The sequence below is a fragment of the Curtobacterium sp. ME-Dv--P-122a genome, from assembly GCF_030209645.1.
In the GTDB taxonomy this organism is placed as follows: Bacteria; Actinomycetota; Actinomycetes; order Actinomycetales; family Microbacteriaceae; genus Curtobacterium; species Curtobacterium flaccumfaciens.
Genome location: NZ_JARVRO010000001.1, coordinates 163,249 through 186,019 on the forward strand (window position 1 = coordinate 163,249; position 22,771 = coordinate 186,019).

Here is a 22,771-nt window from a genome sequence, read left to right on the forward strand (position 1 = left end):
ACCCTAATCGGCGCAGGGCCGCGGTTTCAGGAGGGACGCACGAGTGCCGTGGCGATCGCCGCGAGCCCCTCGCCACGGCCGGTGAACCCGAGCCCGTCGGTCGTCGTGCCGGACACGGCGACGGGCGCACCGACGACCGCGGACAGGGCGTCCTGCATCTCGTCGCGGCGACGACCGATGCGCGGCCGGTTGCCGATGACCTGCACGGTGACGGACACCGGCACGAGCCCGGCGTCGGCGAGCAGCGCGACCGCGCCGCGGACGAACACGTCGCCCGTGGCGCCGGCGTACTGCGGGTCGGCGGTGCCGAAGCGTCCGCCGATGTCGCCGAGGCCCCCGGCGGAGAGCAGGGCGTCGCACACCGCGTGCGCCACCGCGTCGCCGTCGCTGTGGCCGGAGAGGCCGGGTTCGCCGGGGAAGTCGAGCAGCCCCACGCGGCAGGGTGAGGCGTCGTCGAAGGCGTGCACGTCGACCCCGAGCCCGAGTCGGACCGCCACGACGGCGTCGGCCGTCCCCGCACCACCGGCCACTTCTGTCCGCGCCCGCACGATCGACTCGGCCCGGCCGAGGTCCCACGGCGTCGTGATCTTGAAGGCGTCGGCATCACCCGGCACGAACCGGACGGTGCCGCCGACGGCCTGGAACACCCCGGCGTCGTCCGTCTCGGACTGCGACGACACCGCGTACGCCCGCCGCAGTGCCGCGAGCGGGAAGCCCTGTGGCGTCTGCACCCCGACGAGCGCCGCACGGTCGACGGTCTCGACGACGACGTCACCGTCGACCCGCTTCACCGTGTCCGTGACGGGGAGCGCCGGCACGACGCCCGCACCGTCCCCGGCGGCGACGGCGTCGAACACCCGCGAGAACTGTGCCGCCGGCGTGAGGCACCGCGCTGCGTCGTGCACGAGCACCGTGGTGACGGAGTCCGGCAGGACGGCCAGGCCGGCCTCGACCGACCCGTGGCGATCCGCGCCTCCTGGGACGACGGCCGTGTACGCGACCGCGGCACCCGCGACGGAACTGACCACCTGCCGGCACTCGTCCAGGTGCGACGCGGGTGCGACCACGACGACGAGCGTCGGCGACGGCAGCGCGAACAGGGGTTCGAGCGCCCGCGCGAGCATCAGCGCACCGGCCACGGGCACGAACGCCTTCGCGGTCCCGATGCCGAGCCGGGTGCCGGAGCCGGCCGCAACGACGACGACCGCCCGGTCCACCCCTTCGGGGAACCGTGCGGTCGTCGTTCGTGCTGTCGTGTTCAGTGCGCTGTCGTCAGGCTCAGGAAGCCAGGACCTCGTCGAGGACGGTCGATGCCTTGTCCTCGTCGGTCTTCTCGGCCAGCGCGAGCTCGGAGATGAGGATCTGCCGGGCCTTGGCCAGCATCCGCTTCTCACCCGCGGAGAGCCCGCGGTCCTGATCGCGCCGCCAGAGGTCGCGGACGACCTCGGACACCTTGATGACGTCACCGGAAGCGAGCTTCTCGAGGTTCGCCTTGTAGCGGCGTGACCAGTTGGTGGGCTCTTCCGTGAACGGCGCCCGGAGGACCTCGAACACCTTGTCGAGTCCTTCCTTGCCGATCACGTCGCGGACACCGACCAGGTCGACGTTGTCCGCCGGGACCTCGATCGTCAGGTCACCCTGCGTCACCCGCAGTTTCAGGTAGACCTTTTCCTCGCCCTTGATGACGCGAGTCTTGACTTCAGAGATGGTTGCCGCCCCGTGATGGGGGTAGACGACGGTCTCGCCGACCTCGAATTGCATGTATCAGGCTCCGTTCCCAGACATCCAGTTTACCACAAGGGCCGTTCCGGTAAGGGGACCCTCAACGCTCACCCCTCCCGGTGATCGCTAGGATGGGCGCGGGGACCGCCCGGTCTCCATCGTGACTTACGGAGGAATCTCTTGCGACCTCGGGTACTCGTGTCCGTCGCCGTTGCGGCAACCATCGCGCTCGGCGCCACCGGGTGCGAGTTCATGTCGCCGGCCCACACCGTCGACATCAAGCAGATCACCGACGGCGTGGACGTCTCGACCGGCAAGGTCGACGTGCGGAACGCCCTCCTGATCTCGGACGACGGTGAGAGCGCCCGCTTCATCGGCACGCTCGTGAACAACGACGACCAGGACGACTACACCGTCTCGATCGAGATCGGCGGCGACACCCAGACCGTCGACGTGCCGGCGAACACCCACGTCGACCTCGCCATGGCCGCGGGTGCCGGCAGCGACGACGAGTCGAGCGTGCAAGAGGGCGACACCACGCAGGGCACCACCGCCGGTGACGCCGAGCCGATCGTGTTCGACAACGCGGACGCGAAGCCCGGATCGCTCGTGAAGGTCTACTTCAGCTACCCCGACGCTGAGGGCACCTCGGCCAACGTGCCGGTGCTGACGAGCTCGCAGGAGGAGTACCAGACCCTCGCGCCGAGCCCGACCCCGACGCCCACCTCGACGTCCCCGTCCGAGAGCGGCGCACAGTCGACCGGCGAGGCCGTGCCCGGCACGCAGCCGACGGACTCGCAGACGGATTCGTCCGAGGGCGACAACGGCACCAACTGACGCCGACGGGCGCGGCTGACACCGCGCCCGGACCGTTCGCACAGGAGGCCCGGCGCGAGTCCCAGGGACTCGCACCGGGCCTCCTGTCCGTCCGTCTCAGGCCTCGATGCGGTACCCGAGACCGCGGACCGTCACCAGGATCTCGGGGGTCGACGGGACCCGCTCGATCTTCGAGCGGATGCGCTTGATGTGCACGTCGAGGGTCTTGGTGTCACCGAAGTAGTCGGAACCCCACACCCGGTCGATGAGCTGCCCGCGGGTCAGCACACGGCCGGCGTTCCGGAGCAGCAGCTCGAGGAGCTCGAACTCCTTGAGCGGCATCGGGGTCTCGGACCCGTCGACCGACACCGTGTGCCGCTCGACGTCCATCCGGATGCCGCCGACCTGCAGGATGCCGCTGTCCGCCGGGTCGTCCTCGGTGCGGCGACGGAGCACGGCACGGATCCGGGCCAGGAGCTCCCGGGTCGAGTACGGCTTCGTCACGTAGTCGTCGGCGCCGAGCTCGAGCCCGACGACGATGTCCACCTCCGAGTCCTTCGCGGTCAGCATGATGATCGGCGCGTTCGACCGGGTCCGGATCTGCCGGCACACCTCGGTGCCGCTCAGGCCCGGCAGCATGAGGTCGAGGAGCACCAGGTCGGGGTTCTCCGCGTCGAACTTCGACAGCGCGGTCACGCCGTCGGCAGCGACGGAGGTCTCGTACCCCTCACGCTGCAGCAGGAACTCCAGGGGCTCGCTCAGGGCCGGCTCGTCGTCGACGATGAGGATCTTGGTCACGATGGCTGCTCTTCCAGTTGCTCTTCGAGTGCTGTGGTCAGTTCGGGATCTGCCTCGGGCAGACGGATGGTGAAGGTCGAGCCCTTGCCGGGCTGCGACCAGACGCGCACGTCACCACCGTGGTTGCTGACGACGTGCTTGACGATCGCGAGCCCGAGGCCGGTGCCCCCGGTGGCGCGCGACCGTGCGGGATCGACACGGTAGAACCGTTCGAAGACGCGGTCGAGGTCGGCCTCGGGGATGCCGACGCCCTGGTCGGTGATCGCGATCTCGACGAAGCCCTTCGAGGACCGGACGCCCACACCCACGCGGGTGTTGTCCGGCGAGTACTTCACCGCGTTGGCGATGAGGTTCGACACCGCGACCTGCAGCAGCCCGCGGTCGCCCATCACCCGCAGCTTCGACTTCTTGGCGCGGATGATCTCGATCGAGCGTGCGCGGGCGACGACCTCGTTCGCGTCGATCGCGGCCTGCACGATCTTGTCGATGCCGGTCTCCTCGCTGTTCTCGAGGGCGTCGACCGACTGCAGCCTGGACAACTCGATGATGTCCTTCGTCAGCGCCCCGAGCCGCTCGGACTCGGTGATGAGCTGCGCGGCGAACTTCTTCACGTGCACGGGGTCGTCGGCGGCGAGGACGAGGGTCTCGGACAGCAGGCCGATGGCGCCGATCGGCGTCTTCAGCTCGTGCGAGATGTTGGCGACGAAGTCGCGGCGGACCTCGTCGATGCGCCGGCTCTCGGTCAGGTCGTCCGCCGTGAGCAGGACGTACCGGTTGCCGAGTTGGGCGGCACGGAAGCTGAGGTAGCCGATGAGCTCCCCGTGGCGGCCGCGGGGCAGCTCGAGGTCCTCCGACCCCATCTCCCCGCTCTTGCGCACCCGGTCGATGAGCTCGAGCAGTTCGTGGTGCACCAGGCGCCGGCGCACGACGAGCCCCGCCGTGAGGGCCTGGGGGGATGCCGCGACGACGGTGTTCGACGGGTCGATGACGACCGCCGGGTTGTGCATCGTCGCGATGACCGCTGCGACGCCGTCCGGCAGGGTCCGCTCCGCCACGTCGGCAGCACGTGCCGTCCGCTCGGCGGTGATGATCAGCACCACGACGCCCGCGCCGAAGACCCCGCCGAGGAGCATCGACAGTGGCACGAGCCACGCGTTGTCCATGCCGCCAGTGTAGGGATGGTCATGCGGGGTTCCGGTACCGTTCACCGTCTGCGGAAGGCCAGAACGCGAAGCGTTCAGCCCCGCGTCACCGTTCGTTCACCTGGGCTGACGACACTCGTCCGGTACGCAGAGAGAGGTACTCCCCCATGCGCGAAGTCTTCCAGCAGGAACTCCAGGACGTCCAGGAGCGACTGACCGAGATCGCCGGGCTCGTCGAGTCCGCCATCACCCGAGCCACGCAGGCCTTCAGCGACTCCGACGTCGCCCTCGCCGAAGAGGTGATCGCCGACGACGAGAAGATCGACCTCGCTGCGAACAGCCTCGACGAGATCGCGATCGACATCCTCGCTCGCCAGGCCCCGGTCGCCCGCGACCTGCGCGTCGTCGTCACGGCCCTGCGCGTCAGCTCCTCGCTCGAGCGCATGGGCGACATGGCCGAGCACATCGCGCAGCTCGCCCGCCAGCGCTTCCCCGAGAAGGTCGTGCCGAAGGGCCTCCGCAGCACGTTCAAGGAGATGGGCCGGCACGACGTCGCGATGGCGCAGAAGCTCACGCGACTGCTCGCCACCGAGGACATCGCGCTGTCGGCCGAGATCCGCGACGAGGACGACGCCGTCGACGAGCTGCACGCCAGCGTCTTCGACTTCGTGCTCGGCGAGGCCTGGAAGGGCGGGCCGATCGACACCGTCGACGCCACCCTGGCCTCCCGCTACCACGAGCGCTTCGCCGACCACGCGGTCTCGATCGCCAAGAAGGTCGAGTACCTGGCGACCGGCGACTGGACCGGCGCGTCCACCTCGACTGCGGCGGTCTGACCCGACCCGATCGGTCTGACCCGGCCCGATCGGTCTGCGAGGATCGTGGCATGGCCCAGGTCGCGATCATCGTCAACGGCATGCCCGGTTCCGGCAAGAGCAGCATCGGCACGGCACTCGCCGAGGTGCTCGGTTGCCCCTTCCTGTCGAAGGACCGCATCAAGGAGCCCCTCGCCGACGTCGTCGGCCCGATGATCGCCTCGCGGCCGCTCGGCGGCATCGCGATGGACACGATGTGGTCCATGGCGCGGGCCGTCGAGAACGGGGTCGTCCTCGACTCCGTCTGGCTGCCGTCCCGTGACCGCGACCTCCTGGAGGCCGGGCTCGCGTCCGCCGGTTCGCCTCGCGCCGTCGAGGTGTGGTGCGACACGGACCGCACCACCGCCGAAGATCGGCTGCGCGACCGGTACGAACCGGGCACCGTGCCGGTGCGGCACGAGGTGCACGGGGACCTGGCCGACGTGCTGGCCTTCTGGGACGAGCACGGCGACGACGCCCGTCCCGTCGGACTGCCCGGCGTCCCGGTGATCCGGGTCGACACGACGAAGCCCTACGACGTCGGCGCCCTGGTGCAGGAGATCGCGTCGCACTTCGTCTGACCAGCCACGGCTCGTCGGGCCGACCACGCTGTCGAAGCGACAGGTCGTCGACGGGGCGATCCGTTCCTCCTGGCAGAGCGACAGGAGTCGGCGGAACGTCGGCGGCCCACTGTCGCCCTCGCGAAGCCCCGCACACGCAGAACGCCCCGCCCGATACCGGACGGGGCGTTCTGCGTGGGTGCTACTTCTTGGCGCCCTGGGCGGCCACGGCGGCGGCGCCGGCTGCGGCGGCCTCGGGATCCAGGTAGTACGCGGGCTTCGTCGGCGTGAAGTCGTCGTCGAGCTCGTACACCAGCGGGATGCCCGTCGGGATGTTCAGGCCGGCGATGTCGTCGTCGGAGATGCCGTCGAGGTGCTTCACGAGCGCACGCAGCGAGTTGCCGTGGGCCGTCACCAGCACGGTCTTGCCGGCGGCGAGGTCCTTCGTGATGTCGGACTCCCAGTACGGCAGCAGACGGTCGATCACGAGCTTGAGCGACTCGGTGCGGGGCAGCCGGTCGCCGAGCTCGGCGTAGCGACGGTCACCGAACTGCGACCACTCGGCGTCGTCGGCGATGGGGGGCGGCGGGACGTCGAACGAACGGCGCCACTCCATGAACTGCTGCTCGCCGTACTCGGCCAGGGTCTGGGCCTTGTCCTTGCCCTGCAGGTCGCCGTAGTGGCGCTCGTTGAGGCGCCAGTCGCGCTTCACCGGCAGCCAGGCCAGGTCGGCCTGCAGCAGCGCGATGTCCGCCGTCTGGATCGCACGGGTCAGGAGCGAGGTGTACAGGACGTCGGGGACGATGCCGGACTCGGCGATGAGGTCGCCGGCGCGCTTCGCCTCCTTCTCGCCCAGCTCGCTGAGCCGGACGTCGACCCAACCGGTGAACAGGTTCTTCTGGTTCCAGTCACTGTTGCCGTGACGGAGCAGGACGAGCGTGGAGGTCATGCCTCCGAGTCTACCGAGCGGTACCGGCCCCGTACCCTTGACGCATGCCCATCGGGAACGTGACGCGCGGGACGACCGGGTACAACCGGCTCCGCCGCGTCGACCGGTGGATCGCGACCCTGCCGGTGCTGCGCCGGACGGACGACCCGCTCGTCGCCGACGTCGGCTACGGGGCCTCACCGACCACCACCCTCGAGCTGCGCGACCGGCTGGCGGCCGTCCGACCCGACGTCGAGGTGACGGGCATCGAGATCGAGCCCTCGCGGGTCGCGCTCGCGAACGCCGGGACGCGCGACGGTGTGACGTTCCGTCTGGGGGGCTTCGAGACGCCGACGCCCGGGCAGCGTCGGCCCGCCGTCATCCGGGCCTTCAACGTGCTGCGGCAGTACGACGAGTCCGCGGTGGTCGGGTCGTGGCGGATCATGCAGGACCGGCTGCAGCCCGGCGGTGCGCTCGTCGAGGGGACCTGCAACGAGGTCGGTCGGGTCGCATCGTGGGTGACACTCGACGACGTCGCACCGCGGACCTTCACGGTGTCGCTCCGGCTCGCCGGGCTCGACGTGCCCTCGATCGTCGCCGAGCGGCTACCGAAGGCCCTGATCCACCGCAACGTGCCCGGGGAGCGGGTGCACGCGTTCCTGGGCGACCTCGACCTGTCGTGGGCGGTCGCGGCTCCGCTCGGCACGTACGGGCCCCGGCAGCGGTGGATCGCCACGGTGCGCGGGATGCGTGACCGCGGCTGGCCGGTGCTGCACGGGGTGACGCGCTGGCGGCTCGGTGAGCTCAGCGTCCCGTGGTCGGCCGTCGAGCCCGCCTGACACCAGCGGGGAGCTCTACGAGCGCTTGACGGCTCCGAGCCGGGGCAGGCGCGGGACGTTCGCCGTCGCACCGGCCTCGGGCGGGACGATGGTCTCCTGCGCCGCGGTCACCACGACGTCGTCGGCCTCGAGCCGCAGGGTCACGGTGGGGTCGAGGGAGCGCTTCACCACCGCGAGCCCGATCGGACCGAGCTCGTGGTGGATCGCCGAGGCCGAGAGCCGACCGACGGGCTTGTCGTCGAGCAGCACGGGGGTGCCGGGCGCCGGCAGGACGCCGTCGGACCCGTCGAGGTGCAGCAGCACGGCCCGACGCGGCGGGTGCCCGAGGTTGTGGACCTTGGCGACGGTCTCCTGACCGCGGTAGCAGCCCTTCGACAGGTGCACGGCGGAACGCAGCCAGTCGAGCTCGTGCGGGATCGTCCGCTCGTCGACGTCGGACAGGGTCGGGCGCCAGGCGGCGATCCGCAGCGCCTCGTACGCGAGCAGCCCCGCGACGGGCACGTCCGGCGCGGCGATCGCGGCCGCGGTGCCGGGGGTGACCACGGCGATGCGGAGGGTCCAGTCGGAGCCGGGGTGGGCCTCCTGGTCGGCGTAGCCCCATCCGCCCGGCGTGACGGCGCCCCACGGGTCGACCCACTCGGCGACGGGCGGTTCCGGCAGTTCGACGGACGCGAACGGGGCGTCCGCCCCGAACCAGCCGAGGGTCACGAAGTCGTCGGAGCGGTCGGCGACCTCGACCCGGAGCATGAAGCGCATCGAGTCGAGCCACCCGGCGAGCGGTGCAGCGTCAGCGCGCTCGGTGAGCAGCCAGACCGTCGCACCGTCGTCGACGACGCGGGCCGCGTGCTCGACGCGTCCGGCCTGGTCGAGGACGAGTGTCTCGGTGCTGACGCCGGTCGGCAACCCGGTGAGCTGCTGCGAGGTGATCGAGTTGAGCCACGACAGCCGATCCGGTCCGGTGATGGTGACGACACCGAGTCCGAGCTCGACGACGGCACGCCCCCGGGTCAGCAGGCGCTGCTCCCCGATCGGGTTGCCGAAGTGCGCGGCGACCGAGTCGGCCGCGACGAAGCCGTCACGCGCGGCGAACACCGACATCAGTCGACCTTCGCGAGCTGCCCCGAGGCGTGCGAGGTGAGTTCGCGACCGAGCGCGGCGATGTCCCACGCCCAGAAGAGCTTGCCCTCGACCAGCCCGTACAGGCGGGTCGCGGCGGAGTAGTCCTTCGCGTTCGGCGAGCGCAGCACGGCGTCGGTCGACAGGTCGATCCGGCCCTTCAGCACACGGCCGACGTAGAGCTCGTTGACGCCCGTCGGGTGGATGATCGCGGCCTCGACGTCGAAGCCGTCCGTGGTGTTGCGGAGCGCCTCGACGCTCTCCACCGTGCTGAAGGGCGTGGGCCCGTCACCCAGGAGCATCGCGGGGCCGCGGTCGCCGGGCTCGGTGGGACGGTCGATCCGCCAGTAGCCCATCTCGGCGGCGAGCGGGGTGTGGTCGTCGTCGAGCAGCCAGGTGGTCGACGAGTAGTTCAGGTACGGCAGGCCGTCGTGGCTGAAGCTGACGCGCTGGCCGAACTCGTAGTTCCGGACCTCGTCGTCGTCACCGACCGGGTACTCGACCACACCGGTGCCTTCCCACACGCCGACCAGCCACGACAGCGGGACCAGTTCGGGGGCGAGGCCCTCGGGCAGCTCGATCAACGCTGGCCCTTGAACAGCTTCACGACGACGACCACCGAGATGAACGCGATCGCGAGCGACGCCAGGCCGAGGAGGCCGACGTAGAAGAGCTCGAGCGCAAGCAGCGAATCCATGCTCGGAGTCTACGCGGCTCGGCTCAACGCGCCAGGAGCACCACCGCGGTGACGAGGACCACGACGAACGCCCCGGACGACGCGATGCTGATCCGTTCGACCAGACCGTCCTTCGTGGCGGTGATGAGCTGCAGCACGAAGCTGACCATCACGCAGGCGACGAAGACGAGCAGCAGCCACGCGAACGCGTCGCGCTCGGCCACGGTCAGCACGAGCACGGCCCCGACGACCGCCAGCACCCAGACCGGCAGGACGGACGTCAGCCGCAGGCGACGCTGGTCGGTGGGGTGCACGGGCTCGGTCACGCGCTCCATCATGGCAGGGACGTGCGGAGCGCACGCGCCGTGCGGTGCGGTGCTCGCGCCGAGCGGTGCGGGATGACGCGCAATCCGTCCGGCCGGATGAGTCCTTCCCGAGCATCACTAGGATGTCTCCACGACGTCATCCACCTCCGGAGGTCCTGTGGCACAGCTCCTGGTACTCACCTCGACCGCGCCCGGAGACGTCCTGCCGAGCCTGGGCCTCCTGAGCCACCGGATCCGCCACGTGCCGGCCGAGGCCGCACAGCTGGTCAACGCCCCGCAGAGCGACCTGATGTTCGTCGACGCCCGCACCGACCTGGTCAGCGCGAAGGCCCTGTGCAAGATCCTCGCCTCGTCGGGGTCGACCACGCCGATCGTGCTCGTCGTCACCGAGGGCGGACTGACCGCCGTCAACAGCGACTGGAACGTCGACGACGTCGTACTCGAGAGCGCGGGCCCGGCCGAGATCGACGCCCGCATCCGACTGTCGGCCGGTCGTGCGGCGAAGGGCCAGACGAGCTCGAAGATCCAGGCGTCCGGTGTCGTCATCGACGAGGCCAGCTACTCCGCCAAGGTGCGCGGCCGGCCGCTCGACCTGACGTTCAAGGAGTTCGAGCTCCTGCGCTTCTTCGCCACCCACCCGTCACGCGTCTTCACCCGCGAGCAGCTGCTCAGCGAGGTCTGGGGGTACGACTACTTCGGTGGCACCCGCACGGTCGACGTGCACGTCCGACGACTGCGCGCCAAGCTCGGCGACCTCGAGTCGCTCATCGGCACCGTCCGCAACGTCGGGTACCGCTTCAACGTCTACGACGACGAGGCCGAGCGCCTGATGGGGCAGTAGTGCTGCCCGACCTCGACAGCTACGTCGCCCCCGGCGAGGCTCCCCCGTTCTCCGACCAGACCCTGGTGGACGTCCGAGCCGGGCGCGCGACCGTCCTGACCGTCGACCACGGGGTCGCCGTGGTCCGTGACGGCGAGCTGGAACTCGTCGTCGCCCAGGAGGCCCGTGGCCAGGGCATCGGCACGGCCCTGGTGACGCAGGCACTCGCGCTGGGCGGCGGGACCGCTCCGCGGCTCGCGTGGGCGCACGGGGACCACCCGGCAGCGCGAGCGCTGGCCGACCGGTTCGGCTGGCGCGCGGTCCGCACGCTGCTGCAGCTCCGGGCCCCCGTCGCCGACTCCGATGTGGACGTTGCCGCCGACGTGGCGCTGCCCGACGGCTACTCGCTGTCGGCGTTCCGCCCCGGCACCGACGACGAGACCGACTGGCTCGCGCTGAATGCCGCCGCCTTCGCCCACCACCCCGAGCAGGGGCGGATGACGCTCGACGACCTGCACGCCCGCGAGGCCGACGACTGGTTCTCCGGCGAGGACCTGCTGCTGCTCCGCGACGCCTCCGGGCAGCTCGCCGGCTCGTGCTGGCTCAAGGTCGAGGACGGCATCGGCGAGTTCTACGCCGTCGCCGTGCGGCCCGACCTGCAGGGGCAGCGGCTCGGCGGTGTGCTCATGCGTGCGGGCACCGCTCGGCTGCGCGGCCGCGGCCTGACCGCCGCCGCACTGTACGTCGAGGGGGACAACGAGCCGGCGCTGGCGCTGTACCGGCGGTCGGGGTTCACGCAGCACGCGATCGACGTGCAGTACGCGGCACCGGAGCAACCCTCAGGTCACTGATACGCTTCGCCCATGATCCAGGGGGACCAGGGCGGATCGCCCATCGAACGACGACGTCCGGACGCACGGTCGGGGGCAGACCGGTGAACTTCAACCCGTCTCCGGTGTTCCTCGCGATGGCCGCGATGGTCGCCATCCCCGCCGTCGTCACCGCACTCGTCCGCCAGAGCGACCGGAAGCGACCCCCGTCGACGGTCGTCGGGGACGAGGCGTACGGCGTGCTCTTCACCGTCCGCGCTCGCCGGTGGAACTACCTGCTGCTCCGGATCATCGGGATCGTCTTCATCGTGGTCGGCGGGTTCTTCCTGCTGGCCGCACTCGCCCTGCTCGACGACCCCGAGGCGATCGGGATGCTCCCCGGCGGTCTCGGCATCGGGCTGTTCGGGCTGCTGTTCGTCTACCTGGGCGTCGGGCAGAAGCGGCGCCGGGTCGAGGCGTACGACTCGCAGCTGGTCGTCACGCCGATGTTCCGTGCCGCCCGGACCGTCGACCCCGCGGCCATCAAGCACATCCGGCCCACGACGAACCGCTTCGGCGGCCTGGACGTCAAGGTGCACGGCCAGCGCGGGGTGATCAGTGTCCTGTCCATCGATGCCGCCTACCCCGAGTTCTGCGCGTGGCTCGAGCAGCGGGCGCCGGCGCAGTGGGGCGCGTTCGTGCAGGTCTTCGCGCGCTGAGCGCAGCACCTCGGTCCGTCGCGGCCGTTCCTGCACAACCGAACGGTTCACCGCCGGTTTCCACAGCGTCCACCGAGGCCCCTCCGGTGGCAGGGGCCGGGTGGCAGGATGTGGGGATGGACACCGAACCGCAGCTCGACGGCGAATCCGTCGCACCCGACCTCGACGACTTCGACGAGGTCGTCGAGATCGAGCACGAGTCGCTGCCGACGGACCGCTACTTCGACCGCGAGCTGAGCTGGCTTCGGTTCAACCAGCGCGTGCTCGAGCTGGGCGAAGACCGCACGCAGCCCCTGCTGGAGCGAGCGAACTTCCTGGCGATCTTCGCGTCCAACCTCGACGAGTTCTTCATGGTCCGCGTCGCCGGCCTGAAGCGCCGCATCGACACCGGCATCGCCGTCCCGACCAACGTCGGCCGTGCCCCCAGCGACGTCCTGCGCGACATCGCGAAGAAGGCCCACGAGCTGCAGGACCGGCACGCCCAGGCGTTCATCGGGTCGCTCAAGCCCGACCTCGACGCCGCGGGCATCCACATCGAGCACTGGTCCGACCTCGACGAAGCCGACCGGCAGCGGATGCGGGAGTACTTCAACGAGCAGATCTTCCCGGTGCTCATGCCCCTGGCCGTCGACCCGGCGCACCCGTTCCCCTACATCTCCGGGCTCTCGCTCAACCTGGCGGTGCGGGTCCGCAACCCGAAGTCGCAGCGCCAGGAGTTCGCGCGCCTCAAGGTGCCGCAGAACTTCTCCCGCTTCATCAAGCTCCCCGACGACAACTCCGGCCGGATGCGCTTCATCCCGCTCGAAGACCTCATCGCGAACCACCTCGACGACCTGTTCCCGGGGATGGAGGTCCTCGAGCACCACGTGTTCCGGGTCACCCGCAACGAGGACGTCGAGATCGAGGAGGACGAGGCCGAGAACCTCATCCAGGCCCTCGAGCGCGAGCTCCTGCGACGTCGGTTCGGTCCGCCGATCCGCCTCGAGATCACCGAGGACATGGACCCGGTGACCCTCGACCTGCTCGTGCGTGAACTCGACATCACCGAGGAAGAGGTCTTCCGGCTGCCGTCGCCGCTCGACCTCGGCGGACTGTTCGAGATCTCCAAGATCAACCGTCCGGACCTGCACTACCCGAAGCACGTGCCGACCACCCCGGTGCAGTTCCAGCCGGGTGAGCCGAACACGAAGCCCGACCTGTTCCGCGCGATCAAGGCGAACGACGTCCTGGTCCACCACCCCTACGAGTCCTTCGCCACGAGCGTGCAGGCGTTCCTCGAGCAGGCCGCGGCCGACCCGAACGTCCTGGCGATCAAGCAGACCCTGTACCGCACCTCCGGCGACAGCCCCATCGTCGAAGCGCTCATCGACGCCGCGGCCGCCGGCAAGCAGGTCCTCGCCCTGGTCGAGATCAAGGCCCGCTTCGACGAGCAGAACAACATCACCTGGGCCCGGAAGCTCGAGAAGGCCGGCGTGCACGTCGTCTACGGCCTGGTGGGACTGAAGACGCACTCGAAGCTGGTGCTCGTCATCCGGCAAGAGGGCGGGACGCTCAAGCACTACAGCCACATCGGCACGGGCAACTACAACCCGAAGACCTCGCGCATCTACGAGGACATGGGGCTCTTCACCTCGGACGACACCGTGGGCAAGGACCTCACCCGCCTGTTCAACGAGCTGTCCGGCTACGCCATCGAGAAGAAGTTCAAGCGCCTGCTCGTGGCACCGCTGCACCTGCGGAAGGGCCTGCTCAAGCGCATCCAGACCGAGGCCGCCAACGCCCGCGCCGGCAAGCCCTCGGGCATCCGGATCAAGGTCAACTCGATGGTCGACGAGCAGATCATCGACGCGCTGTACCTGGCGAGCCAGGCCGGGGTGCCGATCGACGTGTGGGTGCGCGGCATCTGCTCGCTCAAGCCGGGCATGGAAGGCGTCAGCGACACCATCCGGGTGCGGAGCATCGTCGGGCGCTACCTCGAGCACTCCCGCGCGTTCGCGTTCCACAACGACGGCGACCCCGCGGTGTTCATCGGCAGCGCCGACATGATGCACCGCAACCTCGACCGACGCGTCGAGGCGCTCGTGCGGCTGGTCGCCCCGGACCACATCAACGAGGTGCAGGAGATGTTCGACCTGGCGATGGCCGACACCGCCAGCTCGTGGCACCTGGAGTCCGACGGCGAGTGGACACGGCACTCCACGGACGATGCGGGCCGTCCGCTCGAGGACGTGCAGAATGTGACCATGCGGAAGATCTCGGCCCGGAAGCGCTCGACTCGGTGAGCGGCGGTCCCTCGGGCCCCGTCGTCGCTGCGGGTGCGGTCGTCTGGCGCGAACAGGACGGCACACCCCTCGTGCTGCTCATCCACCGCGACCACCACAAGGACGTCTCCCTGCCCAAGGGCAAGGTGGACCCGGGCGAGGCCGTCCCGACGACCGCCGTGCGCGAGATCGACGAGGAGACCGGGTACCGCGTCCACCTCGGCGCACCGCTCGGCACCGCCGAGTACGTGCTGCCGAACGGCCGCGACAAGGTCGTGCACTACTGGGCGGCCCGGGTCTCGGCCAAGGAGTACGCCCGCGCCGGGGCATTCGTGCCGAACCACGAGGTCGCCGCGCTCGAGTGGGTCACGATCGACGATGCCCGCAACCGCCTGACGTACGAGCGGGACGTCGCGATCCTCGACCGGTTCGCCGAACGCGCCGCCGCCGGACAGCACCGCACGTTCGCCCTGATCACCCTGCGCCACGCGAAGACGGTGCCCGGCTCGGACTGGGACGGCCCCGACGCCACCCGTCCGCTGCTGCCCGTCGGCCGTTCACAGGCCAAGGCCGCCGCGGCACCGGTCGCGGCGTTCGGCCCGAAGAAGATCGTGAGCAGCACGGCGGCGCGGTGCCTCGCGACCGTCGAGCCGCTCTCCGCCGCGACGAAGCTCGGGGTCTCGAGCACCGCCGACATCAGCCAGGACGCCCACGACCGCGGCGCCGCCGACGTCAAGGGCGTCGTCCGGCGTCGGCTCGACAAGGGCAAGACCGCCGTGTTGTGCTCGCACGGTCCGGTGCTGCCCGACATCATCGCCAGGATCGCCACCGCGACCGCCGACGACTCCGGCCGCTTCGACCTGCGCCGCGCCGCGATGCTGTCCGTCGGGGACTTCTCCGTCATGCACATCGCCGGGGACACACTCGTCGCGGTCGAGACGCACCGCAACACGATCCCGGCGTAGCCGCCCACCGCCGGACCGCAGCGCCGGCGGACCGCAGCACCGCCGGACCGCAGCGCCGCCGGACCGCAGCCGACGAGCCCGGCACCCGGCCACGCGACGGGGCCGCGCCGCGCCCGGGAACGCGATCCGGGCCTCCCGACCGCCCGTCCGCGACCATGCGTGCGCATCTTCCGAACGAGCGCACAGTGCCCCCGATCCTGCTCCCTGCGCGGGAGCGGCGCACGCCGCCCCGACGTCGACAACCCCTCGTTCACCTTCCGTTCACCAGCGGGGGTGATTGCGGTCACCTCGCGTCCCTACAGTCGCTCCCGGGTCGGCACCGGCCCAGGGACCGCAGTGGTCCCACTGCATTCCATTCCCGAAGGGACCCCTGTGAACATCAAGCGAATCGGTTCGATCGCAGCAATCGCGATCGCCGGCGCAGTCGTGCTCTCCTCGTGCGCGGCGAACGAGGACGCGGGCAGCACCGAGTCCTCCTCCTCCAGCGGCAGCGACTACTCGAAGCTCTCCGGCACCCTGACCGGCTCCGGCTCGTCGGCACAGCAGACCGCGCAGGCCACCTGGGCCGCCGGTTTCCAGAACGAGGCCTCGGGCGTCACCGTGAACTACACCCCGGACGGCTCGGGCGCCGGCCGCGAGAACTTCATGTCGGGTGCCGCGGACTTCGCCGGCTCCGACGCCGCGCTGAAGGACGAGGAGCTCTCGGGCAAGTTCGAGTCCTGCAAGGCGGACACCAAGGGCATCGACATCCCCGTCTACATCTCCCCGATCGCCATCGCGTACAAGGTCGACGGCGTCAGCGACCTGACCCTCGACGCGAAGACCATCGCGGGCATCTTCTCGGGCAAGATCACCAAGTGGGACGACTCCGAGATCGCCGACCTGAACAAGGACGCGAAGCTGCCGGACGCCGACATCACGGTCGTCCACCGCTCGGACGACTCGGGCACCACGCAGAACTTCTCGGAGTACGTCTCCGCGAACGCTTCTGACGTCTGGACCGAAGAGCCCAGCCAGACCTTCCCGTACTCGGTCGGTGACAGCGCGAAGGGCACCTCCGGTGTCGCCTCCGCGATGGGCAACGCCACCAACGCCATCACCTACATCGACGACTCCGGTGCGGGCGACCTCGACCGCGCGAAGCTGATGGTCGGCGACAAGGCGACCGAGATCTCGGCCGACGGTGCCGCGCAGGTCGTCGCCGACTCGAAGATCGCGACCGGCCGTGAGGACAACGACCTCGCGATCGACATCGACCGCAAGGACACCGCTGACGGCGCCTGGCCGCTGGTCCTCGTCTCCTACGCCATCGCGTGCCAGGAGTACAAGGACGCCGACAAGGCCGAGCTCGTGAAGGGCTACCTCGACTACGTCGTCTCGAGCGCCGCTCAGGACGCCGCTGCCAAGGAGGCCAAGTCGGCCGCCCTCTCCTCCGACCTTGCGTCGAAGGCCAAGGACGCGGTCGCTTCCATCAAGTAAGGCCCCCTGAGCGCCCGGACGCCGGTCCCACCCACTCGACCGGCGTCCGGGCACTCAGCCGTCCAGGACCCCACCCGGACGCGCACCACCACCCCAGAACCCGTCGCCTCCCCCGGCGTTCCTCCGACAGGAGTACCCCATGACGACCGCACCGGCCCAGCCAGGGGCCACCGTCACCCCGACCAAGCCGAAGCCCGTCGTCCGTGTCGGCGACCGCGTCTTCTCCGCCGCCTCGGTCATCGCCGGCGGCCTCATCCTCTTCGTGCTCGTGCTCGTCGCCGCGTTCCTCGTCTGGCAGAGCATCCCGGCCTTCTCCGCCAAGGTCGGCGAGCTGCCGGGCAAGGCCACGAACTTCTGGGACTTCGTCGGCCCCCTGGTCTTCGGCACCGTCTGGTCCGCGCTCATCGCGCTCGTGATCGCCGTGCCGCTGTCCCTCGGGATCGCCCTCTTCATCTCGCACTTCGCGCCGCGTCGACTCGCGCCGGTCCTCGGCTACGTGATCGACCTGCTGGCCGCGGTGCCGTCGGTCGTCTACGGCCTCTGGGGCATCGCCGTGCTGGCGCCCCTGGTGAAGCCGTTCTACGTGTTCCTGAACGAGTACATCGGCTGGTTCCCGCTGTTCTCCGGCCAGGTGTCCGGCACCGGTCGCACGATCCTGACGGCGTCGATCGTCCTCGCCGTCATGGCGATCCCGATCATGACCGCGGTCATGCGTGAGATCTTCCTGCAGGCCCCGACCCTCAACGAGGAAGCGGCCCTGGCCCTCGGCGCGACCCGCTGGGAGATGATCCGCCTGTCGGTCCTGCCGTTCGCGAAGTCCGGCATCGTCTCCGCGATCATGCTCGGCCTCGGTCGTGCTCTCGGCGAGACGATGGCGATCGCACTGGTGCTGTCGGTCTCGACGAACGTCACGTTCCAGATGCTGACGTCGCAGAACCCCTCGACGATCGCCGCGAACATCGCTCTGCAGTTCGCCGAGGCATCCGGTACGGCCCTGAACGCGCTCATCGCCTCGGGTCTGATCCTCTTCGTCATCACCCTGGTCATCAACATGCTCGCGCGGTACATCGTCCGCAGCCGAGTCAGCTGAGAGGTCGCACCCGATGTCCCTCGCGCTCCGTCAGACCGGCACCGCCGGCAACGTCTACGCCAACGGCAAGCTGCACGCCTCCGTCCCGTGGCTGCTGCTCGTCGGCAGCTGGGTCGCCCTCGTCCTGGTCTTCGCCCTGCTCAACGCGGGTGGCGCCGTCAAGGACTTCAACGTCGTCGCCGCGATCTTCCTCGGCACGGTCCTGTTCGACGTCCTCATCGTCGTCATCTCGCGCATCGTCGAGGGTGGCCGCAAGGCGGTCGACCGCCTGGTCACCTCGCTCGTCATCACGGCGTTCGTCATCGCGGTCCTGCCGCTGGTGTCGCTGCTCTGGACGGTCATCGCCAAGGGCGTCGCCCGCTTCGACGCGAACTTCTTCTCGTACTCGATGCGCGGGGTCATCTCCGAGGGCGGCGGCGCGGTCCACGCCCTGATCGGCACGCTCGAGATCACGCTGTTCGCGGCGCTCATCTCGGTGCCGATCGGCCTGCTCACCTCGATCTACCTGGTCGAGTACGGTCGCGGCGCGCTGGCGAAGGGCATCACGTTCTTCGTCGACGTCATGACGGGCATCCCGTCGATCGTCGCCGGTCTGTTCGCCTACGCGCTCTTCGCGCTGTTCCTCGGCCCGGGTGCCCGCTTCGGCCTGGTCGGCTCCGTCGCCCTGTCGGTGCTGATGATCCCGATCGTCGTGCGCTCCACCGAAGAGGTGCTGAAGATCGTCCCGATGGAACTCCGCGAGGCCTCGTACGCCCTCGGGGTGCCGAAGTACCTCACGATCCTCAAGGTCGTGCTCCCCACCAGCCTCGCCGGCATCACCACCGGCGTGATGCTCTCGATCGCCCGCGTCATCGGTGAGACCGCCCCGCTGCTCGTCACGGCCGGCTTCACCGCGAGCATGAACTACAACCTGTTCCGTGACCCGATGATGACCCTGCCGGTGTACGCGTACACGCAGTACTCGCAGCAGGGCGCCAACCCGGTGCCGTTCGTCGACCGGGCCTGGACCGCGGCTCTGGTGCTCATCCTGATCGTGATGCTGCTCAACCTGCTCGCCCGGTTCATCACCCGCCTCTTCGCCCCCAAGCTCAGCCGCTGACCCTCCGCCCCCGCGGAACCAGCGACACCACCCACCCAGAAGGATCAACGTGTCCAAGCGCATCGAGGTCGACGGCCTCAACGTCTACTACTCGAAGTTCAAGGCGGTCGAGGGTGTCGACATCACCATCGAGCCCCGCACCGTCACGGCCTTCATCGGCCCGTCGGGCTGCGGCAAGTCCACCTTCCTCCGCACCCTGAACCGCATGCACGAGGTCATCCCCGGCGCATGGGTCGAGGGCTCGGTCAAGATCGACGGCGACGACCTGTACGGCGCCGGCGTCGACCCCGTGCTCGTCCGTCGTCAGGTCGGCATGGTCTTCCAGCGTCCGAACCCGTTCCCCACGATGTCGATCCGCGACAACGTGCTGGCGGGCGTGAAGCTCAACAACAAGCGCGTCTCCCGCTCCGAGGCCGACGACATCGTCGAGCGCTCGCTGCAGGGTGCGAACCTGTGGAACGAGGTCAAGGACCGCCTCGACAAGCCCGGCATGGGCCTGTCCGGTGGGCAGCAGCAGCGTCTCTGCATCGCCCGCGCGATCGCGGTCGAGCCGGACGTGCTCCTGATGGACGAGCCCTGCTCGGCCCTCGACCCGATCTCGACCCTCGCCATCGAGGACCTGATCGAGGAGCTCAAGAAGGAGTTCACGATCGTGATCGTGACCCACAACATGCAGCAGGCGTCGCGCGTCAGCGACAAGACGGCGTTCTTCAACATCGCCGGCACCGGCGCCCCCGGCAAGCTCATCGAGTTCGACGACACCGCGACGATGTTCTCGAACCCGTCCGTGCAGGCCACCGAGGACTACGTCTCGGGCCGCTTCGGTTGATCGGCATCCGTCCGTCGCGCTGACGGACGGCCTGGAGGCCCGGTGCACGTCCGCCACGGACGCGCACCGGGCCTTCGTGGTTGCGCCGGGTGCGACGGCGACCCGCGGGACGTGCGCATGTTCCGACGATCCACGCGTCGATCGACTCGTGGTTCGTCGCTCGATGCGCACGCAGACGTTGCGTGCGCATGTTCCGACAGTCCGCGCGTCGATCGACTCGTGGAACGACGAAAGGTGCCCGCGCATCGACTGCACGGGCACCTTCCGGAATGCGTCAGGCCGTGGTGGTGGGGACCGCCATGATCGGCGAGGTGGTCGGCTGCTCGGAACCGCCCTCGGGCTCGACCGTCATGCCGATCGTCGCACCCTCGGACATCGCGCCCTTGAGCACGGCGGAGTGCACGCCGTCGGCCGCACCGTCGACCAGGCCGGCCGACTTGATGGTGCCGCCCTGCTCCTCGGAGCCGATGTACCAGAGCTCGTACGTCTTGCCCTTCGGCGCCTGCTCGACACCGTCGAGGATCACCGCGGACTTGCCGAGGTCGTTCGACCACACGACCGTCGCCGAACCGCCGCCCGCGACCTTGGTCGTCGTGCGCTGGAAGTCCGAGGCGGCGTAGATGCGGTCGAGGCCGCTCGAGGCCTGCGTGGTGCCGGTGCCGGAGCCGTTCGGGTCGAAGATCGACCCGACGCCGAGTCCGCCGAAGAAGACCGCGGCGACGGCGGCTGCGGCCGTCAGCATGACCGCCGGACGCTGGAACCAGCGGCGGCGAGCCTCGGAGGAAGCCCGGCCACCGGCGGTGGGGCCGTCGGCGATCGAGGCGACGTGCCTGGCGGGCTCGGGACGGGCCTCCTGGACGGAGGTGGTCTCGGCGACCGGGGCCTGGTCGACCGTCGTGTCGGCGAGGGGCGCGGCCTGGGGGGTCGTCGCGATCCGGGCCAGCAGCGACGCCTTCAGCGACGCGGGGGGCTCGATCGGTGCGACGGCGTAGGCGAGCTGCAGCGCGGTCTCGCGCAGCGAGTCGTTCTCGGCCTGCAGCTCGGGGGACGTCCGGAGGGCGTCCTCGAGGAGCGCGCGCTCGTCGTCGGACAGCGCGTCGAGTGCGTGGGAACCCGTCATCAGTGCGGGGTCGTCGTGGCGTTCGGTCATGAGGTCACCCCCATCTCGTCTCGGAGTCGGATCATCCCGTCACGGAGACGGGTCTTGACGGTGCCGATGGGGACACCGAGGTGTTCGGCCATCTCGCTGTGCGAGTAGCCGCCGTAGTACGCGAGTTGCACGGCCTGCCGCTGGAACTCGGTGAGCTTCGCCAGCGCTCGGCCGACACGCTCGTGCTCGATGCGGATCTCGACAGACTCGGAGACCTGGTCGAAACCGGCCTCGAGGTCGCGGATGCCGATCTTGGTGTCGCGGTCGTGCGACGACTGCGAGGCACGGACCCGGTCGACCGCTCGGCGGTGGGCCATGGTGAGGACCCAGCTGGCGGCCGTCCCGCGCTTCCGGTCGAAGCGGGTGGCCTGCTGCCAGACCTCCAGGAAGACCTCCTGCGTGACCTCTTCCGACTGCGCGCGGTCCCGGAGGAGGCGCGTGATCAGACCGAGGACCCGACCGGAGAGTGCGTCGTAGAGGTCCGCGAAGGCGGCTTGGTCACCGGCGGCGACCTGGGCGAGGAGGTCGTCCGGCGATGCCTGAGCTGGCTCTGACGAGCTCCAGCGTTCGGTGTCGCTATCCACGAGGGCAAGCATTGCAGGTTTCCCTCCTCTCGGTTGCTTTCGTTGACCAGGCGGGTAGCACGAAGCTTCCGCATGGGCGGTCGAGACGAGGGGCCGGCGTGACCCACAGGGAATTGACCGGCGGTGCCGGTCCGGGTCACACCGGGCCTCTCGCTTCGTGACGGGCATTCCGTCCGTCACGCAGATGATTCGGTGCGGTCCCCGCTGTGGATTGGATGGGGGTCGGGTTTTCTCGGCGGGATGGGCGCGGCGGGCCTGCACAGGGGTGCGCGCGGGCACGCCCGGGGCCGGTTCTGTCCACCATGAGTGAACAGGGTCGAGGGATCAGCCGACGTCTCGTAGACTGGGTCTCGCCGGGCCGCAGCAAGCCCCGGGCTCCAAAATTCGCCGCTTCGAGCGGCCTCGCGCCGAGAGGCGCTTCTGCGGCCCGGTCTTTTCATGCCCGGACGCCGCCGTGTCCGGGTTTTCTGCTGCGGACTTCGGCCTGGAGGCCCGGTGCGGGTCCGTCCCGCCGCTCGCTCAGTCCAGGCTGTCGCGGCGCCAGAGCGCCGCCGCTTCGGTCAGGTCGGCCGCCAGCTCCGTCAGGCGGAGCGCCCGCGTCGTGAGTTCGCTTGCACGCTCGGACGCCACCAGGTCCGACTCGTCCGCCACGGCGGTCGCGCCGGCGGCGGTCAGACGGCAGAACGACGCCCCGCGGTCGAGCGCCACCGCGAGGTCGCCCGTGTACAGGCCGTGCAGGATGCGGTCGGCGAGCGTCAGGATCTCCGCCGGGCCCGTCGGTTCCTCGGCACCCGCGACCGCCTGGTCGATCGTGCCGATCTGCGCCGTGCCACGCTCGAACAGGTACGCGATCTCCTCCGGGTTCTGCCGGATGACGATGCGCACCAGGTACACCCGCCAGAGCGCCCCCGGCAGGGTGTGTGCTCCGACCCGTGCCCACAGTTCCGCGATGGCGTCGATGCCGTGCACGTCGGTGTACGTGACGAGCCGCTCGACCACGGCCGGGTCCGGGTCCTCGCGCACCCGGTGCAGCAGGGCGTTCGCGGTCTCGTGCGCGACACGGTTCACGAGCGCCGGGTCCTCACCGCCCTGGATGGCGGCGAACTCGGCGTCGGTGAAGTGGACGGGACGGTGGTGATCGCGAGGCACCGCAGCAGTGTAGGCGCGGCCGGTGACACGCCCGCGTCCC

At 70.0% G+C, this 22,771-nt stretch carries 24 protein-coding genes; 13 read left to right on the top strand and 11 right to left on the bottom strand.

Features of this window, described 5'->3' with window-relative positions:
• Positions 1–26: 26 nt before the first annotated feature.
• Together ispD and QRN49_RS00645 are read right to left on the bottom strand one after the other, a co-directional pair.
• The gene (gene ispD, locus QRN49_RS00640) at positions 27–1,217 is read right to left on the bottom strand and encodes a 2-C-methyl-D-erythritol 4-phosphate cytidylyltransferase (protein WP_259589032.1); all 1,191 of its coding nucleotides are present in this window, start codon (positions 1,215–1,217) and stop codon (positions 27–29) included.
• A 61-nt stretch (positions 1,218–1,278) separates the two neighbouring features.
• Positions 1,279–1,761 (bottom strand): CarD family transcriptional regulator, encoded by a 483-nt coding sequence (locus QRN49_RS00645; RefSeq protein ID WP_017888066.1) that lies wholly within the window; start codon positions 1,759–1,761, stop codon positions 1,279–1,281.
• Between the two features lie 141 nt (positions 1,762–1,902).
• Here QRN49_RS00645 and QRN49_RS00650 point away from each other — a divergent pair, with 141 nt between their 5' ends.
• Complete coding sequence (locus tag QRN49_RS00650) at positions 1,903–2,559, top strand: hypothetical protein (RefSeq protein ID WP_128780543.1); 657 nt, start codon at positions 1,903–1,905, stop codon at positions 2,557–2,559.
• Positions 2,560–2,655: 96 nt separating this feature from the next.
• Here QRN49_RS00650 and QRN49_RS00655 read toward each other — a convergent pair whose 3' ends face one another.
• Together QRN49_RS00655 and QRN49_RS00660 are read right to left on the bottom strand one after the other, a co-directional pair.
• Positions 2,656–3,336, bottom strand: a complete 681-nt coding sequence (locus QRN49_RS00655) for a response regulator (RefSeq protein WP_027466611.1) — start codon at positions 3,334–3,336, stop codon at positions 2,656–2,658.
• On the bottom strand, positions 3,333–4,499 hold the full coding sequence (locus tag QRN49_RS00660; protein WP_071404724.1) for a sensor histidine kinase: 1,167 nt from the start codon (positions 4,497–4,499) through the stop codon (positions 3,333–3,335). The genes QRN49_RS00655 and QRN49_RS00660 overlap by 4 nt, the downstream gene beginning before the upstream one ends.
• Positions 4,500–4,645: 146 nt before the next feature.
• On the opposite strand from QRN49_RS00660, the gene phoU reads away from it, so the two are divergent.
• Both phoU and QRN49_RS00670 read left to right on the top strand, forming a co-directional pair.
• Positions 4,646–5,314 carry a phosphate signaling complex protein PhoU gene (phoU, locus tag QRN49_RS00665; RefSeq protein ID WP_027466613.1) on the top strand — a complete coding sequence of 223 codons (669 nt, stop codon included), beginning with the start codon at positions 4,646–4,648 and terminating at the stop codon, positions 5,312–5,314.
• A gap of 50 nt (positions 5,315–5,364) precedes the next feature.
• The gene (locus QRN49_RS00670) at positions 5,365–5,913 is read left to right on the top strand and encodes a P-loop nucleotide/nucleoside kinase family protein (RefSeq protein ID WP_284753334.1); all 549 of its coding nucleotides are present in this window, start codon (positions 5,365–5,367) and stop codon (positions 5,911–5,913) included.
• Positions 5,914–6,094: 181 nt separating this feature from the next.
• On the opposite strand, the gene QRN49_RS00675 is transcribed toward QRN49_RS00670, so the two are convergent.
• Positions 6,095–6,841: a phosphoglyceromutase gene (locus QRN49_RS00675; RefSeq protein WP_111029059.1), complete on the bottom strand. Its 747-nt coding sequence runs from the start codon at positions 6,839–6,841 to the stop codon at positions 6,095–6,097.
• Positions 6,842–6,885: 44 nt separating this feature from the next.
• On the opposite strand from QRN49_RS00675, the gene QRN49_RS00680 reads away from it, so the two are divergent.
• Positions 6,886–7,659: a class I SAM-dependent methyltransferase gene (locus QRN49_RS00680; RefSeq protein ID WP_214518640.1), complete on the top strand. Its 774-nt coding sequence runs from the start codon at positions 6,886–6,888 to the stop codon at positions 7,657–7,659.
• A 15-nt stretch (positions 7,660–7,674) separates the two neighbouring features.
• Here QRN49_RS00680 and ygfZ read toward each other — a convergent pair whose 3' ends face one another.
• The 3 genes from ygfZ to QRN49_RS00695 form a co-directional block, all read right to left on the bottom strand.
• Positions 7,675–8,757, bottom strand: coding sequence for a CAF17-like 4Fe-4S cluster assembly/insertion protein YgfZ (gene ygfZ / locus QRN49_RS00685; protein ID WP_284753339.1), 1,083 nt, complete (start codon positions 8,755–8,757; stop codon positions 7,675–7,677).
• Entirely contained in the window at positions 8,757–9,359 is a 603-nt protein-coding gene (locus QRN49_RS00690) for a heme-binding beta-barrel domain-containing protein (RefSeq protein WP_027466617.1), read from the bottom strand. Before QRN49_RS00690 ends, ygfZ begins: the two co-directional genes overlap by 1 nt.
• A gap of 136 nt (positions 9,360–9,495) precedes the next feature.
• Positions 9,496–9,777 (bottom strand): hypothetical protein, encoded by a 282-nt coding sequence (locus QRN49_RS00695; protein WP_128780538.1) that lies wholly within the window; start codon positions 9,775–9,777, stop codon positions 9,496–9,498.
• A gap of 157 nt (positions 9,778–9,934) precedes the next feature.
• Here QRN49_RS00695 and QRN49_RS00700 point away from each other — a divergent pair, with 157 nt between their 5' ends.
• From QRN49_RS00700 to pstB, 9 genes are all read left to right on the top strand, one after another.
• On the top strand, positions 9,935–10,618 hold the full coding sequence (locus tag QRN49_RS00700; RefSeq protein ID WP_017888078.1) for a response regulator transcription factor: 684 nt from the start codon (positions 9,935–9,937) through the stop codon (positions 10,616–10,618).
• Complete coding sequence (gene mshD / locus QRN49_RS00705; protein WP_284753343.1) at positions 10,618–11,448, top strand: mycothiol synthase; 831 nt, start codon at positions 10,618–10,620, stop codon at positions 11,446–11,448. The genes QRN49_RS00700 and mshD overlap by 1 nt, the downstream gene beginning before the upstream one ends.
• Positions 11,449–11,531: 83 nt before the next feature.
• Positions 11,532–12,125, top strand: coding sequence for a hypothetical protein (locus QRN49_RS00710; RefSeq protein ID WP_284753346.1), 594 nt, complete (start codon positions 11,532–11,534; stop codon positions 12,123–12,125).
• Between the two features lie 116 nt (positions 12,126–12,241).
• Positions 12,242–14,407 carry an RNA degradosome polyphosphate kinase gene (locus QRN49_RS00715; RefSeq protein WP_071404719.1) on the top strand — a complete coding sequence of 722 codons (2,166 nt, stop codon included), beginning with the start codon at positions 12,242–12,244 and terminating at the stop codon, positions 14,405–14,407.
• Entirely contained in the window at positions 14,404–15,351 is a 948-nt protein-coding gene (locus QRN49_RS00720; protein ID WP_071404718.1) for an NUDIX hydrolase, read from the top strand. Before QRN49_RS00715 ends, QRN49_RS00720 begins: the two co-directional genes overlap by 4 nt.
• Positions 15,352–15,723: 372 nt before the next feature.
• Positions 15,724–16,830: a phosphate ABC transporter substrate-binding protein PstS gene (gene pstS, locus QRN49_RS00725; protein WP_111024124.1), complete on the top strand. Its 1,107-nt coding sequence runs from the start codon at positions 15,724–15,726 to the stop codon at positions 16,828–16,830.
• 139 nt (positions 16,831–16,969) lie between these two features.
• A complete protein-coding gene (pstC, locus tag QRN49_RS00730) occupies positions 16,970–17,920 on the top strand; it encodes a phosphate ABC transporter permease subunit PstC (protein WP_071404716.1) in 951 nt (316 codons plus the stop codon).
• A 13-nt stretch (positions 17,921–17,933) separates the two neighbouring features.
• Positions 17,934–19,019, top strand: coding sequence for a phosphate ABC transporter permease PstA (gene pstA, locus QRN49_RS00735; protein WP_111024123.1), 1,086 nt, complete (start codon positions 17,934–17,936; stop codon positions 19,017–19,019).
• A gap of 49 nt (positions 19,020–19,068) precedes the next feature.
• Entirely contained in the window at positions 19,069–19,848 is a 780-nt protein-coding gene (gene pstB, locus QRN49_RS00740; protein ID WP_027466631.1) for a phosphate ABC transporter ATP-binding protein PstB, read from the top strand.
• Between the two features lie 274 nt (positions 19,849–20,122).
• On the opposite strand, the gene QRN49_RS00745 is transcribed toward pstB, so the two are convergent.
• The 3 genes from QRN49_RS00745 to QRN49_RS00755 all read right to left on the bottom strand — a co-directional run bounded on the left by QRN49_RS00745 (position 20,123) and on the right by QRN49_RS00755 (position 22,731).
• Positions 20,123–20,998, bottom strand: a complete 876-nt coding sequence (locus QRN49_RS00745; RefSeq protein ID WP_259514738.1) for an anti-sigma factor — start codon at positions 20,996–20,998, stop codon at positions 20,123–20,125.
• Positions 20,995–21,594: an ECF RNA polymerase sigma factor SigK gene (gene sigK / locus QRN49_RS00750; RefSeq protein WP_111039031.1), complete on the bottom strand. Its 600-nt coding sequence runs from the start codon at positions 21,592–21,594 to the stop codon at positions 20,995–20,997. Before sigK ends, QRN49_RS00745 begins: the two co-directional genes overlap by 4 nt.
• A 507-nt stretch (positions 21,595–22,101) precedes the next feature.
• The gene (locus QRN49_RS00755; RefSeq protein WP_027466634.1) at positions 22,102–22,731 is read right to left on the bottom strand and encodes a hypothetical protein; all 630 of its coding nucleotides are present in this window, start codon (positions 22,729–22,731) and stop codon (positions 22,102–22,104) included.
• Positions 22,732–22,771: the final 40 nt, after the last annotated feature.